Source organism: Clostridium sp. AM22-11AC, from assembly GCF_003473545.1.
In the GTDB taxonomy this organism is placed as follows: domain Bacteria; phylum Bacillota; class Clostridia; order Lachnospirales; family Lachnospiraceae; genus Enterocloster.
Genome location: NZ_QUCM01000011.1, coordinates 14,802 through 30,737, shown reverse-complemented (window position 1 = coordinate 30,737; position 15,936 = coordinate 14,802). Strand labels below are relative to the sequence as shown.

Annotated in this window: 15 protein-coding genes; 13 read left to right on the top strand and 2 right to left on the bottom strand. The window is 45.3% G+C overall.

Annotated features, from left to right (window positions below):
- Positions 1-3: 3 nt before the first annotated feature.
- Positions 4-237, bottom strand: a complete 234-nt coding sequence (locus DW251_RS10985) for a hypothetical protein (protein WP_021870658.1) — start codon at positions 235-237, stop codon at positions 4-6.
- 185 nt (positions 238-422) lie between these two features.
- Here DW251_RS10985 and DW251_RS10980 point away from each other — a divergent pair, with 185 nt between their 5' ends.
- The 6 genes from DW251_RS10980 (at position 423) to DW251_RS10955 (ending at position 5,257) form a co-directional block, all read left to right on the top strand.
- Positions 423-1,199, top strand: coding sequence for a tRNA threonylcarbamoyladenosine dehydratase (locus tag DW251_RS10980; protein WP_021870657.1), 777 nt, complete (start codon positions 423-425; stop codon positions 1,197-1,199).
- A 100-nt stretch (positions 1,200-1,299) separates the two neighbouring features.
- Positions 1,300-1,926, top strand: a complete 627-nt coding sequence (locus tag DW251_RS10975; protein WP_118301129.1) for a cyclodeaminase/cyclohydrolase family protein — start codon at positions 1,300-1,302, stop codon at positions 1,924-1,926.
- Positions 1,927-1,947: 21 nt separating this feature from the next.
- Positions 1,948-2,784 carry a bifunctional 5,10-methylenetetrahydrofolate dehydrogenase/5,10-methenyltetrahydrofolate cyclohydrolase gene (locus tag DW251_RS10970; protein WP_118301127.1) on the top strand — a complete coding sequence of 279 codons (837 nt, stop codon included), beginning with the start codon at positions 1,948-1,950 and terminating at the stop codon, positions 2,782-2,784.
- A gap of 154 nt (positions 2,785-2,938) precedes the next feature.
- Positions 2,939-3,778 (top strand): basic amino acid ABC transporter substrate-binding protein, encoded by an 840-nt coding sequence (locus DW251_RS10965; protein ID WP_021870654.1) that lies wholly within the window; start codon positions 2,939-2,941, stop codon positions 3,776-3,778.
- Between the two features lie 47 nt (positions 3,779-3,825).
- Complete coding sequence (locus DW251_RS10960) at positions 3,826-4,518, top strand: amino acid ABC transporter permease (protein ID WP_021870653.1); 693 nt, start codon at positions 3,826-3,828, stop codon at positions 4,516-4,518.
- Positions 4,508-5,257 (top strand): amino acid ABC transporter ATP-binding protein, encoded by a 750-nt coding sequence (locus DW251_RS10955; RefSeq protein WP_118301125.1) that lies wholly within the window; start codon positions 4,508-4,510, stop codon positions 5,255-5,257. Before DW251_RS10960 ends, DW251_RS10955 begins: the two co-directional genes overlap by 11 nt.
- Positions 5,258-5,432: 175 nt before the next feature.
- Here the strand turns inward: DW251_RS10955 and DW251_RS10950 are convergent, their stop codons facing one another.
- A complete protein-coding gene (locus DW251_RS10950; RefSeq protein ID WP_118301123.1) occupies positions 5,433-5,894 on the bottom strand; it encodes a MarR family transcriptional regulator in 462 nt (153 codons plus the stop codon).
- A 227-nt stretch (positions 5,895-6,121) separates the two neighbouring features.
- Here DW251_RS10950 and ftsH point away from each other — a divergent pair, with 227 nt between their 5' ends.
- The 7 genes from ftsH (at position 6,122) to DW251_RS10915 (ending at position 15,923) form a co-directional block, all read left to right on the top strand.
- Positions 6,122-7,996: an ATP-dependent zinc metalloprotease FtsH gene (gene ftsH / locus DW251_RS10945; RefSeq protein WP_118301121.1), complete on the top strand. Its 1,875-nt coding sequence runs from the start codon at positions 6,122-6,124 to the stop codon at positions 7,994-7,996.
- Between the two features lie 672 nt (positions 7,997-8,668).
- The gene (locus DW251_RS10940; RefSeq protein ID WP_021870649.1) at positions 8,669-8,953 is read left to right on the top strand and encodes a DUF6809 family protein; all 285 of its coding nucleotides are present in this window, start codon (positions 8,669-8,671) and stop codon (positions 8,951-8,953) included.
- 173 nt (positions 8,954-9,126) lie between these two features.
- The gene (locus DW251_RS10935) at positions 9,127-10,395 is read left to right on the top strand and encodes a BMP family ABC transporter substrate-binding protein (protein WP_118301119.1); all 1,269 of its coding nucleotides are present in this window, start codon (positions 9,127-9,129) and stop codon (positions 10,393-10,395) included.
- Positions 10,396-10,548: 153 nt separating this feature from the next.
- On the top strand, positions 10,549-12,081 hold the full coding sequence (locus DW251_RS10930) for an ABC transporter ATP-binding protein (RefSeq protein ID WP_021870648.1): 1,533 nt from the start codon (positions 10,549-10,551) through the stop codon (positions 12,079-12,081).
- Entirely contained in the window at positions 12,074-13,189 is a 1,116-nt protein-coding gene (locus tag DW251_RS10925; protein ID WP_118301117.1) for an ABC transporter permease, read from the top strand. Before DW251_RS10930 ends, DW251_RS10925 begins: the two co-directional genes overlap by 8 nt.
- An 11-nt stretch (positions 13,190-13,200) precedes the next feature.
- Complete coding sequence (locus DW251_RS10920; protein ID WP_021870646.1) at positions 13,201-14,181, top strand: ABC transporter permease; 981 nt, start codon at positions 13,201-13,203, stop codon at positions 14,179-14,181.
- Positions 14,178-15,923, top strand: a complete 1,746-nt coding sequence (locus DW251_RS10915) for an arginine degradation protein (RefSeq protein ID WP_118301115.1) — start codon at positions 14,178-14,180, stop codon at positions 15,921-15,923. Before DW251_RS10920 ends, DW251_RS10915 begins: the two co-directional genes overlap by 4 nt.
- Positions 15,924-15,936 lie beyond the last annotated feature (13 nt).

Below are 15,936 nucleotides of genomic sequence, written 5' to 3'. Positions count from 1 at the left end.
AAATTACTTCTCCAGCGCATTTTTTAAGCCTCCTAAAAACTCAATATCATCTTTTTTCACACGGATATTGGCAGCCATGGTTTTTCCGCTGCTGTTGGTGACCTTGATCTCGATCAGACTGCCTTCATCTAAAAAGCTTTCCCTGGAAGCTGTTTTCACAAAGGAGATCATTTTCGGGTGATTGGTCCGAAATTTTTCCCAGGATGGTTTTAAAGCAAGAAAATTCATTGGATTCATGTTTGTATACACCTCTTTTGGATTTGATCTGCAGTTAGTTATGACTATTATACCCAAAGGTTTGCCAATTGACAAGACAGCGGGTATGAAGTATCATTTTTTAAGTAATAGTTATGGTCTGTGCACTATATGACCAACAGCATGATACTACTGACAAGTGAGTGACAGATAAAGAGGAAAAATGCATGTTAAATCAGTTTTCAAGAACAGAATTATTATTTGGCAAAGCGGCAATGGAAAAGCTGGCTTCTTCCCGTGTAGCAGTATTTGGCATCGGCGGAGTAGGCGGTTATACCTGTGAAGCACTGGTGCGAAGCGGAGTAGGCGCATTCGACCTGATCGATGACGATAAAGTATGCCTGACCAACTTAAACCGCCAGATCATTGCAACCCGCAAAACTGTAGGAAAATACAAGGCAGAAGTGATGAAAGAACGTATGCTGGAGATCAACCCGGACGTAAAGGTAGAGATCCACAAATGCTTCTTCCTGCCGGAAAACGCAGACGAATTTCCATTTGAAGATTACGACTATATCGTAGACGCAGTAGATACCGTTACAGCCAAGCTGGAACTGGTAATGAAAGCAAAAGAAAAAGGAGTTCCCATCATCAGCTCCATGGGCGCCGGAAATAAATTAGATCCTACCATGTTCCGTGTAGCTGACATTTACAAAACAAAAGTCTGCCCGTTGGCAAAAGTTATGCGCCGGGAGCTGAAAAAAAGAGGCGTAAAGAAATTAAAGGTGGTTTACTCCGAGGAGCAGCCTACAAGACCGATCAACGATATGGCCATCAGTTGCAGAAACCACTGCATCTGCCCGCCAGGTGCAGCTCATAAATGTACTGAACGCCGGGATATTCCGGGAAGTACTGCATTTGTGCCGTCCGTGGTAGGCCTGATCATTGCAGGAGAAGTGATCAAGGATCTGACAAAAGACGTGATTGTCAAGGCTGAGGAATAAGGTAAAACGTAGGAAACAAAATACGCATCCCGTGTTTTTCACAGGTGGTTTCAGCATGTCTGCTGTGCAGACAGCACACAGAGATTATTGAGGAGAAAGAATGACAGAAGAGAAAAAGATAAGTGAGTACCTGGAGGTCCTTTCATCTAAGGCGCCGGTTCCGGGAGGCGGCGGAGCATCCGCTTTAGCAGGAGCACTGGGAAATGCCCTGGGACAGATGGTGGTAAATCTGACTGTAGGAAAGAAAAAATATGCAGAAGTAGAAGACGAAATGCAGAAATACCTGACTGATTTAAAGAACATGCAGCAGGAATTCCTGCACTTCTCCGACCGTGACGCAGAAGTATTTGCACCTCTTGCAGAATGTTACCGCCTGCCATCCGCCACCCCGGAAGAAAAAGAGCATAAAGATGCCGTTATGGAAGAAAAGCTGTTAGATGCCAGCATGGTTCCAGTAGAGATCATGGAAAAATCACTGGAACTCTTAGAAATTTTAGACGTCCTGGCAGATAAAGGAAGCCGCATGGCAGTCAGCGATGTGGGCGTAGCGGTACAGTTTACCCGTACAGCGCTTCTTGGAGCTGTCATGAATGTATATATAAACACGAAATCCATGAAAAATCGTGAAAAAGCAGAAGAGATCAACCAGAAGGCAAAACGCATGATCAAGATCGGCACTTCCCAGGCAGATGAGATCTACGAAAAAGTCCTGGCACAGCTTATATGATCATAAAAGGAGAAAATTAATATGGAATTAATCAAAGGCGCACCTGTTTCCGCAAAGATCAAAGAAGAAGTAGGGGCAATGCTTGAAAAAATAAACGGACCGGCACCAAAGCTGGCTATCGTCCGCGTAGGAGAAAATCCAGATGATATGTCCTACGAAAGAGGAGCTGTAAAGAAAATGGATGCATTCGGACTCCGCTCCCAGTGCTATACATTTCCTGCTGACATCACAGACGAAGCATTCAAAAAAGAATTTACCGCTATCAACGAAGACCCGGATGTAAGCGGTATCCTTCTCCTTCGTCCTCTTCCAAAGCAGATCTGTGAAAAAGACATTGAAGCCATGATCGACCCGAAAAAGGACCTGGATGGCATTTCACCGGTAAATATTGCAAAAGTATTCTCCGGAGACTCTACCGGATTTGCACCATGTACAGCAGAGGCAGTGATCGAAGTATTAAAGGCATATGACATTTCTATGGAAGGAAAAAGAGCAGCGATCGTAGGCCGCAGCATGGTTGTAGGCCGTCCTCTGTCCATGCTCCTTTTAAAAGAAAATGCCACAGTCACCATCTGCCACACCCGCACCAAAGACCTTCCAGGCACCTGCAAACAGGCTGAGATCCTGGTAGCAGCTGCAGGAAAGGCAAAAATGTTAGATGCCTCCTATGTAGGTGAAAATACTACTGTGATCGATGTAGGCATTAACGTAGATGAAAATGGAAAACTTTGCGGTGATGTAGCTGCTGAAACTTTAGAGGAAAAATCTGGAAAACTTACACCTGTTCCGGGAGGCGTAGGCGCAGTTACCACTGCCGTTCTTGCCAAACACCTGGTACAGGCGGCTCTCAGAAAGTAAAATTATATATAGAGTTGCATAAACCCCATAAACCCTATGTATAAATTTACTCTTGCTAAAAAGAAAAAAAGCATTATAATAGAACAGACAGCTTTCCCACCATAGAGGGAGCAAACATAATAATATGCATAAACATGCAAGAGGAGAAAACATTATGAAAAAAAGAGTAATCGCACTGACAATGGCTGCTCTTATGGCAGCATCCTTAACCGCATGCGGCGGTTCCGCAAAAGAGACAACAGCAGCTGCAGCAGCAGATACAACTGCAGCAGCAAAAGAAGAATCCACTGCAGCAGAGAGTACAGCAGCTGAGTCAAAGGAAGCAGCAGGCGGCAAACTGGTTATGGCAACCAACGCTGAGTTCCCACCATACGAGTTCCATGACGGAGACAAGATCGTAGGTATCGACGCTGAGATCGCACAGGCTATTGCTGATGAGCTTGGTATGGAATTAGAGATTGAAGATATCGCATTTGACTCCATTATCCCAGAGATCGTATCCGGTAAGGCTGATATGGCTTTAGCTGGTATGACTGTAACTGAAGACCGTAAGGCATCTGTAGATTTCTCTGATACTTATGCAACTGCTTCCCAGATGATCATCGTTAAGGAAGACAGCGAGATCGCTGGTCCAGATGACTTAAAGGGAGTTACCGTTGGTGTTCAGTTAGGAACTACCGGTGACATTTATGTATCTGATCTGGAAGCAGACGGAACCACTGTAGAGCGTTACAACAAGGGATTTGAAGCTGTTCAGGCATTAAGCCAGGGCAAGATCGATGCAGTTGTTATCGATGGTGAGCCAGCAAAGACTTTCGTATCTGAAACAGAAGGCTTAAAGATCTTAGACGAAGCATTTACTGTAGAAGAGTATGCAATTGCTGTAAAGAAGGGCAACACCGAGCTGCTTGACAAAGTAAACGGCGCATTAGAGACCTTAAAGGACAACGGAACTCTGGACGAGATCGTAGCTAAGTACATCAAGGCAGAGTAATCAATAGTCATTAGAAACAAGTATTTAGAGAGAAAAGGATGATCGGCATGTGGAAAAATTTTACAGATGCATTTTATCTGAATTTTATTTCAGATGATCGGTGGCATTATATTGCAGATGGTCTTAAGACCACACTGATCATAACCTTCTTTGCCTGCATGATGGGCATTGTTCTGGGATTTATCGTAGGTATGATCCGTTCTACCCACGATAAAACAGGAAACTTAAAACTGCTGAATATTCTGTGCAAGATCTATCTGACAGTTATCCGCGGTACACCTGTAGTTGTTCAGCTGCTGATCATCTATTTTGTTGTATTTGGAAGCACACGTATTGATAAAGTACCGGTAGCGATCATGGCATTCGGCATCAACTCCGGCGCTTATGTGGCAGAAATTTTCCGAAGCGGTATCATGTCAATTGATCCGGGACAGATGGAAGCAGGACGAAGCCTTGGCTTTAACTACGCTCAGACCATGTGGTACGTGATCATGCCTCAGGCATTCAAAACCGTACTGCCAACTCTGTGTAACGAGTTCATTTCTCTGTTAAAAGAGACCTCTGTTTCCGGTTACATCGCAATCCAGGATCTTACCAAAGGCGGCGATATCATCCGAAGCAGAACCTACAGTGCGTTTATGCCATTGATCGCAGTTGCACTGGTTTATCTGGTTATTGTTATGATCTTCACAAAACTGATCCAGATTCTGGAAAGGAGGCTGCGTCAGAGTGAGCGGTAATGAAAAAAGAGAGCCTCTGATCCAGGTGCAGAACCTTGGAAAGAGCTTTGGAAACATCGAAGTATTAAAAGATATCACAGTGGATATCTACAAAGGTGATGTAGTATTTGTAGTAGGACCATCCGGTTCCGGTAAAAGTACCTTCTTACGCTGCTTAAACCGTCTGGAAGAGCCTACAAAAGGCCATATCTATTTTGAAGGTACCGATATTACAGATCCGAAAACCGATATTGATAAACACCGTCAGAAAATGGGAATGGTATTCCAGCAGTTCAACCTGTTCCCGCATATGGATATCATGAAAAACCTGACACTGGCGCCTATGAAGCTTCAGGGCAAGAGCCAGCAGGAGGCAGAAGCAGAGGCTATGCGCCTTTTAGAGCGTGTCGGCCTTGCTGACAGAGCCCATGCATATCCAAGCCAGCTTTCCGGTGGTCAGAAACAGCGTATCGCCATTGTAAGAGCCCTCTGCATGAAGCCAGACGTAATGCTCTTCGATGAGCCGACTTCCGCTCTCGACCCGGAAATGGTAGGCGAGGTATTAAACGTAATGCGTGACCTGGCCGCTGAAAAAATGACCATGGTAGTGGTAACCCACGAAATGGGCTTCGCAAGAGAAGTTGCTACCAGAGTCATGTTCATGGACGGCGGTTACTTCATGGAAGAAGCCGCACCGGAAGAGTTCTTCTCAAATCCTAAAAATGAGCGCCTGAAGTCTTTCTTAAGTAAGGTGCTGTAAAAAATGAGTGTCAACAGATGAAGCTTTGTTGACACTCATTTTTTTTATGTATGATTGAACCGCGCCTGGCGGCGCGGTGGGTGCAAGGCACATTATAAAAATAAAATCACATGCTCAAAAAGGTAAATTGGTTGCAATTTTGAGGTGGTTATATATATCTGTAGCCCAGCTTAAATTAGCAGTTTCCTCTGAATTTCTCCAACAACGGGATCAGCCTTTCAAGGCAATCCCCCAGCTGCTCCAGCTCATCCTCCGAAAAGTCCTTAAGCCCAGCCACCGTACACTCTAACATCGCCTGCTTTATTTCCTCAAATTCATTCCTGCCATCATCCGTCAAAGTCACATAAACCTGCCGCCGGTTCCTCTCATCATGGATCCTCTTCACCAGCCCCATGGCTTCCAGATCATTCACCAGCTTTGTCAGCTGCTGCTTTGTAATTCCCATTTCATCAGCCAGAAAACTCATAGTAGGCTGCGTATATTCGGGCATACTTAAAATAAAAAGGACCTGAAATCCCGCTTTATTCGCTTTCACCTGGTTCTGTTGCTGGTACTGGCATTTGGCCATATTAAAAAAACGGATGGCAAAATCCATAAACTTTAAGCCCGCAGAAGAAAGCTCCTGCTGATCAACCATAAAAAAGTCTCCTTCCTGTCCTGATGTGTTTTTTATATGGTTCCATATAACAAACGGTACCACAACAAATATGAAATGTCAATAATTATTAAAAGTAAATAAAAATTTACTATTTTCTATTGACAAAACCTGGAAGCGGGTTTATTTTATCATCAAGAAAGCGAAAAACACAGGTAATCGCGAAAAGATCAAAATCAAAATAAAACAAAATAGAAGGAGAAAACACAATGGGCGTAAAAAACGACAACAGCAGCAATAACAATAACAGAAAACCCTATTTATACTACTACTGTATCGTCCTTCTCATTGTAATGGTATTAAACGCATTAGTATTTCCATCTGTCATGGAGCGTTCCGTAGAAGTACCGTTCAATGAGTTCACCACACAGTTAAGTTCAGGAAACGTAGAACAGGTCTACGTCAACAGTGACTATACAGAAATTTTGTATACATTAAATGAGGATAAAAACAAACCGTGGTCTGCGGTTACCTATAAAACAGGAAACATGACCACTGCAGATGACCTGGTAAACCGTCTGGAAAGCGCAGGAGTCCAGAATTACAGCAGAGAGATCCCCACTCAGGCATCCCCATTACTTAACTTCCTGACCACCTGGGTATTCCCGATCCTTATGTTTGTGATCATTGGTCAGCTTATGGGCCGTATGATGGCCAAGCGTATGGGCGGTGGAAGCAGTGCAATGACTTTTGGAAAATCCAACGCAAAAATATACGCAGAAAAAGAAACAGGTGTAACCTTTAATGATGTAGCAGGGGAAGAAGAAGCCAAAGACGCCTTAAAAGAGATCGTAGACTTCTTGCATAACCCGGATAAATACGCACAGATCGGTGCAAGCCTTCCAAAGGGTGCCTTACTTGTAGGCCCTCCAGGAACCGGTAAAACTCTTTTAGCAAAAGCAGTAGCAGGCGAAGCCAAAGTACCATTCTTCTCCATTTCCGGATCCGAATTCGTAGAAATGTTCGTAGGAATGGGCGCAGCCAAAGTAAGAGACTTATTCAAGCAGGCCAACGAAAAAGCACCATGTATCGTCTTCATCGATGAAATCGATACCATTGGTAAAAAGCGTGACGGCGGCGGAATGGGCGGAAACGATGAGCGGGAACAGACCTTAAACCAGCTGCTTACAGAAATGGATGGTTTCGACGGAAAGAAAGGCGTTGTTATCTTAGCAGCTACCAACCGTCCTGAGTCCCTTGATCCGGCCCTTCTCCGCCCGGGACGTTTTGACCGCCGTGTGCCGGTAGAACTTCCGGATCTTCAGGGCCGTGAAGCTATCTTAAAGGTCCATGGCCGCAAGGTAAAAATGGATGAGTCTGTTGATTACAACGTGATCGCCAGATCTACAGCAGGTGCCAGCGGTGCTGAACTTGCAAATATCATTAACGAAGCAGCTTTAAGAGCCGTCCGTCAGGGCAGAAACCTGGTATCCCAGGAAGATCTTCAGGAAAGCGTAGAAACCGTTATTGCAGGTTACCAGAAGAAAAATGCTGTGATCCCTGCAGACGAGCGAAAGATCGTAGCTTACCACGAAGTAGGACATGCATTGGTAGCTGCCTGCCAGACCCACAGCGCCCCGGTACAGAAGATCACCATTATCCCAAGAACCTCCGGTGCTTTAGGCTATACCATGCAGGTAGACGCTGGTGAAAAATACCTGATGAGCAAAGAAGAAGCATTAAATAAGATCGCAACCTTTACCGGCGGTCGTGCAGCCGAAGAGCTGATCTTCCATTCCATTACCACAGGCGCGTCCAATGATATTGAACAGGCTACTAAGATCGCCAGAGCCATGGTCACCCGTTACGGCATGACAGATGAATTCGATATGGTGGCTATGGAAACAGTAAATAACCAGTATTTAGGCGGTGACACCTCTTTAACCTGTTCCCCTGAAACAGCCAGAATGATCGACGAGCAGGTAGTGAAGATCGTCCGTACCCAGCATGAAAAAGCATTGAATATCCTGAAAGAAAACGAAGGCAAACTTCATGAGATTGCAAAGTATCTTCTGGATAAGGAAACCATCACAGGAGAAGAATTTATGGAGATTTATGAAAAAAATGACGCAGATGTAAATTAGGATTTAATCGACTAAGGTCTGAAAGATTTCCGAAGGGTCCGAAAGCCGTCGGTACGCATTACAGATGCGCATTTGGGAGAAAATCCTTTGTTCGTGGGCTTGCGTCGCCTATTGTCAGAACTGCGAACCAAACTCGCACGCTTTGCGTGCTCAAACAGTGGTTCTCCGTTCTGACGCTATGCGCGCCCACTCACGGATTTTCAAACAAATGCTTATTCTGTAATGTGCACCGGCGGCTTTCTACGTTATTGACAATAAAAAATGTAGGAGCAAACCAATAAGCAGTTTTCATGTGGGAGGGGGATTGTACATAAGTACGGCATTTTTTATGTGACATATCCAATACAGTAGAAATGGCTCTTCCATGTATAATAAGCATTCGGTAGGCAATTTTGTCCATTTTGTGAGCATAGCTGGCAGGTTGGAGGCACTGTTTGAGCGAACGCAGTGAGCGAGTTTGCCGAAGACCTGCCTAATCGGCGGCGGAGCAAAATGGACAAAATTGCCGTGAATGCGTTTATACATGGAAGAGCCATTTTGGACCCTATTGAACTAAATCCCAATATAATAATACATCATGATATAGCTTCGCCACATCTGCAATCGTAAGATTTTGTTCGATTGCATTTGCGACAGGGCTGTGCTATTCTAAAAACAAAAGGAGGCAGGGGCATGAAAAACATATTAGAACAGCTGTATGCAGGGGAACTTGTTCCCGCAGAATTAAAAATAGAAGGAAACGAAGAATATGAGACACTTTGCAGAAGATCCCTGAAAGAAATAGAAAATTTTACAGAAAAGCTGGACAAAGAAAACCGGAAAGAATTTCAGAACATATTAGACACCTACCTGGAATTAACCTATCTTGAAAAACGCCAGTCCTTCTGTGATGGATTTCGTATTGGAGCAGGTATTATGTGTGAGGTCTTTAAAGAACGGTCCTGTGGAGTTAATTAATAAATGGTCACTTATAAATATTAATAAGTGTGACTTTATAATGAAAATTGTGTAATTGTAAAAAAAGTGTCAGAAAAATATAAAGATTATTGACAACTTAAGAGAGCATGCTATAATAAAGTCTGTATTTGAGACTTTAGTGATCATATATCATCAAATGGAGGAGATGTATTATGAAGGGAAAGAAGATCATCAGTGCAGCATTAGCAGGTGTTATGGCGCTCTCATTAACAGCATGTGGAGGCGGTTCTACACAGGAAACAACAGCAGCTCCGGCAGCTGACTCCAAGGCAGAAGAGACCACTGCTGCAGCAGAAGGCTCAGAAGCAGCTACCGGTGAAGGCGTAGCAAAAGAAGATTTAAAAGTTGGCTTTATTTTCATCGGTGATGAAAACGAAGGTTACACAGCCGCTCATTACAAGGGCGCAAAAGAAATGCAGGAAGCATTAGGATTAAATGACGATCAGCTGATCGTAAAATGGAACATCCCGGAAGATGAGACAGCAAAGGATGCAGCAATGGACTTAGCTGACCAGGGATGCCAGATCGTATTTGCAAACAGCTTTGGTCATGAGTCCTATGTAATAGAAGCAGCAAAAGAATATCCGGAAGTTCAGTTCTGTCACGCAACCGGTTTCCAGGCAGCAGGCAGCGGACTTTCCAATATGCACAACTTCTTCACATCTATTTTTGAGGCACGCTACGTATCTGGTGTAGTTGCAGGCCTTAAGTTAAATCAGATGATCGAAGATGGCACTGTAAAAGAAGATGCCTGCAAGATCGGTTATGTAGGCGCTTATCCATATGCTGAGGTTATCAGTGGTTACACCTCCTTCTTCTTAGGTGTACGTTCTGTATGCCCATCCGCTACCATGGAAGTTAAATACACCAACAGCTGGGCAAGCTTCGATCTTGAAAAAGAAGCAGCAGATGCTCTGATCTCTGACGGCTGCGTACTGATCAGCCAGCATGCAGATACAACCGGTGCTCCAACAGCCTGCGAGGCAGCGGGAGTTCCTTGTGTAGGTTACAACATTTCCATGATCGCAACTGCTCCTGACCAGGCACTTACTTCTGCAAGCAACAACTGGGGCATTTACATGACCTACGCTGTACAGTCTGTACTGGACGGAACAGAAATTCCTGCTGACTGGTGCAAGGGCTTCTCTGACGGCGCAGTTCTTGTAACGGAGTTAAATGACAAGGCAGTTGCTCCTGGAACCAAGGAAAAAGTAGAAGAAGTAGAAGCTAAGTTAGCAAGCGGCGAACTTCATGTATTTGATACTTCTACATGGACTGTAAATGGTGAGACATTAGATACCTACAAGAAAGACGGAAGCGACATTGAATACATTTCTGACGGATACTTCCATGAGTCCGAATTTGCTTCTGCACCAGCATTTGATATCCTCATCGACGGTATCACAACCATTGACAACTAATAAGTCAAATCATAAAGCTGCTCTTTTAGAGTAACGTTTTGGAAGCGGAGTCACCCTTTGTCTGGCTCCGCTTCTTGAGTATGTACCCGCGAAATAGCAGCACAGACCCACACAAAAATATAAACACAGCACTGAAAAAGGAGGTCTTGCCTGGTGAGCGAAACATATGCCATTGAGCTGAAAAACATCACAAAACGGTTTGGCAAAGTAACAGCCAACGACAAAGTATGTCTGTCCGTAAAGAAGGGAGAGATATTATCCATTCTGGGAGAAAACGGAAGTGGAAAGACCACTCTTATGAATATGATATCCGGTATCTACTATCCGGATGAAGGACAGATCCTGGTAAATGGAAAAGAGGTGACCATCCGTTCTCCAAAAGACTCCTTTGCCTTAGGCATCGGTATGATCCACCAGCATTTTAAACTGGTAGATGTACTGACTGCAGCAGAAAACATTATCTTGGGACTTCCTGGAAAAGAAGTTCTGGATATGAAAAGCGTTGCGGCAAAGATCAATGAACTGACCAGCCGTTATGGCTTTGATCTGGACCCCAACCAGAAGATCTACACTATGTCCGTTTCACAGAAACAGACCGTAGAGATCGTGAAATTGTTGTACAGAGGGGTGGATATCTTGATCCTGGATGAGCCTACAGCTGTTCTGACCCCACAGGAGACAGAAAAGCTGTTTACTGTTCTCCGCAATATGCGTGAAGCCGGTCATTCCATTATCATTATCACCCATAAGCTTCATGAAGTATTATCCCTTTCTGACCGGGTATCTGTTCTGCGAAAAGGTGCTTATATTGGTACAGTCCAGACAAAAGATGCCACAGAAGCGTCCCTTACAGAGATGATGGTAGGCAAGAAGGTTGCCTTAAATATTGAGCGTCCGGAACCGGTAAATCCACAGAAACGTCTGGTAATGGAACATGTGACCTGCGTAGATAAAGAAGGTGTAAAAACACTGGATGATGCAGGATTTACAGCTTACAGCGGCGAGATCCTGGGAATTGCAGGTATTGCAGGAAGCGGCCAGAAAGAGCTGTTAGAGACCATTGCAGGACTGCAGCCAATGGAAGGCGGAACCATCCGGTATTATCCTCCGGAAGGCGGAGAAGAGACCTTATCCGGCATGAGCCCGGCGGCCATCCGCAAACTGGGCATCAAGCTTTCCTTTGTTCCTGAGGACCGTCTGGGAATGGGCCTGGTGGCAGCCATGGGCATGACTGACAATATGATGCTCCGGGGCTATAAAAAGGGCATCCCATTCTTTACAGACAGAAGAACGCCAAAAGCTATGGCGGAGCAGCTGATCAAAGAGCTGGAGATCGTAACGCCCGGTGTTTCCACACCTGTTGGACGGCTTTCCGGCGGAAATGTACAGAAGGTATTAGTAGGACGTGAGATCTCATCCAATCCCCGTGTGCTTATGGTAGCATATCCGGTGCGCGGTCTGGATATTAACTCTTCCTATACCATTTACCACTTATTAAATGAGCAGAAAAAGCAGGGGGCAGCGGTGATCTGCGTAGGGGAAGACCTGGATGTGCTCCTGGAGCTTTGCGACCGCATTCTGGTGCTTTGCGGCGGCAAGGTCAGCGGTATTGTAGATGGAAGAACAGCTACAAAAGAAGAGATCGGACTTATGATGACAAAGACAGGAGGCGAACAGGATGAGTAAGGAAATGAGTACAGTTACAAATAAAGAGCCTCTGATGCATATTTCCAAGCGTGACGGAATTGAAACATGGAAAAGCTGGCTGATCCGCATAATCGCAGTGCTTTTGTCACTGGTGGTCTGTGCAGGCGTGATCGTAGCTCTGACCGGTTTAAATCCTATTGAAGTGTATAAGGGCATTTTTGACGGTGCCATTGGTACCAAGCGCCGTGCATGGATGACCATTCGTGATACACTGGTGCTGTTATGTATTGCAGTTGGTATTACCCCGGCATTTAAAATGCGTTTCTGGAACATTGGTGCAGAAGGCCAGGTGCTGATCGGCGGTGTTACTTCCGCAGCTATGATGATCTATCTGGGAAATTCCCTTCCTCCAGTGGTATTATTCCTTCTTATGTTCCTTGGCAGTGCAGCAGCAGCCATGATCTGGGGCGTGATCCCGGCCTTTTTCAAGGCTTACTGGAATACCAATGAAACACTGTTTACCCTGATGATGAACTATGTTGCCACCCAGGTCATTACCTATTGTATTATTTTCTGGGAAAATCCAAAGGGCTCCAACTCAGTAGGAACCATTAATTCCTCTACAAAGGGCGGTTGGATCCCGCAGCTTTTCGGTCTGGACTATGGCTGGAACCTGGTGATCGTCCTGGCTCTGACTGTTGCCATGTTCATTTACTTAAAATACAGCAAGCAGGGATATGAGATCGCTGTTGTTGGCGAAAGTGAAAATACAGCCCGCTATGCAGGCATCAATGTAAAACGTGTTATCCTTCGCACCATGGCTCTGTCCGGTGCTATCTGCGGTATTGCAGGCTTTATCATTGTAGGCGGCGCAAGCCATACGATTTCTACCAGTACAGCAGGAGGCAGAGGCTTTACAGCCATTATCGTTTCCTGGCTGAGTAAATTCAACACCTTTGTAATGATCCTGGTATCCTTCTTCCTGGTGTTCATGCAAAAGGGCGCAGGACAGATCGCGTCCCAGTTTAACTTAAATGAAAATGCATCGGATATCATTACTGGTATCATCCTGTTCTTTATCCTTGGTTGTGAGTTCTTTATCAACTACAAAGTAGGATTTAGAAGCGGGAAAAAGAGTGGTAAATAGGAGGTGAACATATGGGATTATTGATCATTTTTATGCAAAAAGCCATTGGACAGGGAATTGGTATCCTCTATGGCGCATTAGGCGAGATCTTAACAGAAAAATCCGGAAACCTGAACCTGGGTATTCCTGGGATGATGTATATGGGCGGCATTGCCGGGCTGATCGGCGCCTTCCTTTATGAAAACAGCAGCGCTGCGCCAAATGGGGCTGTGGGAGTTCTTATTTCCTTCCTGTGCGCGTTTTTATGTGCTGCTTTAGGCGGTCTGATCTACAGTGTTCTGACAATTACCTTACGTGCCAATCAGAACGTAACCGGTCTGGCTCTTACGACTTTTGGTGTTGGTTTTGGAAACTTCTTCGGCGGTTCTCTTTCCAAGCTGGCAGGCGGTGTTGGACAGATCTCCGTTGCAGTGACCGGTGCAGCTTTTAAGAAGCAGATCCCCGTACTTTCCGGTCTTGGTGCAGTGGGACAGTTATTATTTTCCTATGGATTTTTAACTTATCTGGCCATTATTCTGGCTCTGGTGCTGGCATTTTTCCTTTCAAAGACCAAAAAGGGCCTGAACCTGCGGGCAGTAGGTGAAAGCCCGGCTACAGCAGATGCGGCGGGTATTAATGTTACTGTATACAAATATCTGGCAACCTGCATCGGAGGCGGTATCAGCGGCCTTGGCGGTCTGTACTTTGTAATGGAGTATTCCGGCGGAACCTGGACCAATAATGGTTTTGGTGACAGAGGCTGGCTGGCAATTGCCCTTGTTATCTTCGCTCTCTGGAAGCCTGTAAATGCGATCTGGGGTTCTATCCTTTTTGGCGGCCTTTATATCCTGTATCTTTATATTCCGGGACTGGACCGCGGGGCACAGGAGATCTTTAAGGCACTGCCTTATGTAGTAACCATTATTGTACTGGTATTTACCAGTCTGAGAAAGAAGAGGGAATATCAGCCGCCGGCAAGTCTGGGACTGGCATATTTCCGTGAGGAACGATGAGAGAATTAATTGAACGGTATGTAAGAGAACTGGTAAAAATCCCCAGCACTTCCAATACAGAGACAGAAAAAAGCTGCGCAGACTATATTGCAGAGGAGCTGGCAAAGCAGCCTTACTTTAAGGAGTATCCGGAGCAGACAGGAAAATATCTCCTGCCGGAAGACAGCTTTGGCCGGTCTGTACCATGGGGACTGGTAAAAGGAAGGAACGGATCCCGTAAGACCATTATCCTTACAGGCCATTATGACGTGGTGGACACAGAAGAGTATGGAAATGAGCGTGCTCTTGCTTATGATGTGGAAAAATGGGAAGATCTGGTAAAATCTGGAAATGCTCTGCCTGGTATGCCAGAGGAAGTGAAAAAAGATTTCCTTTCTGGTGACTGGATGTTTGGCAGAGGGACCGCAGATATGAAGGGCGGACTTTCTGTTGGACTGGCGCTGCTGGACTGGTATGGGAAGCTGGTGGTTGAGGCAGAGCGGAAAGAGTGTGGTACGGCTGCCTTTGAGACAAAAACTGCTTCTGGAACAGAAGAGACGCCTGAAATATCTGGAAATCTCCTGTTCGTAACAGTACCGGATGAAGAAGGCTACTCTGCCGGAATGCGCGATGCTGTGCCATTTTTAAATGATTTAAAAGAACGCTTTGACCTGGAATATACAGCACTGATCGATCTGGAACCGGCTTCCATGGAAAATGGGGCAAAGACCATTTATACAGGTTCTGTTGGAAAAACAATGCCTGCTGTATTGGTCCAGGGCGTAAAGGCCCATGTATTAAACTGTTTCCAGGGTGTCAGCTCTGTAGGAGTTTTAAGCAGCTTTTTCATGAAAACAGAACTGGCACCGGAATTTGCAGAAAAAAGTGCTACGGAAATCTGCCCACCGCCAACCTGGTTTTGTCTTCGTGACCGGAAAGAAGGCTACGATGTGTCCGTGCCTTTCAGGGCTGGTGGATACATGAGCATGCTTGGGTTTGAAAAAACGCCGGATGAAGTGATAAAGCGATTGAAAGAACTGGGAAAAGAAAGTTTTGAAGAATATGCCCGGAGAATGGAAGCGCAGTGGAAGGCTGTGGAAAAAGCAGAGGTTCCAGAAGAAAAAGCTGGTCTGACAAGTGAAGGCAATCCCCTGGCATGTCCCAGCGCAGCCGCCGTTGCAGAAGCAGAAGTTCTTACAGTCAGTGAGTTGCTGGCATACTGCCGCAAAGAACAGGGAGAAGCCTTTACTGCCTGGCTTTTAGAAGCCTACAAGACTCAGAAAGCCCACCTGGACAAAGGCGAGACCAACTTCCCATCAGCCACCCTTGATTTTATGGAGCAGCTGTTAAACCAGTCAGGAATCTCCGGTCCGATCATGATCCTTGGCTTTGCACCTCCATTTTATCCGGCTGTAGACAGTGGAAAAGAGGGAAAAATTCTTTTTAAAGAGATGAAAAAAGCAGCAGAGAAGGAGAATGTTTCCCTGAAATGCCATGAATATTTCTGCGGCATTTCCGACTTAAGCTACTGTGGCGGAATGGACAAAGAAGAACTGGCTGCCTATGCAGCCCAGACCCCATTATGGGGCAGTGCCTATGCCATGGATATAGAAGCAATGGCGAAATTAAAGATCCCCTCCATGCTCTTTGGACCATGGGGGAAAGATATCCATACCCGTTGGGAACGTGTAAATAAAGCCAGTTTGTATGAAAAAACGCCGGCTGTATTAAAAAACTTTATCGAACAAATGTTTGATAAATAAATAGGGATGTGGT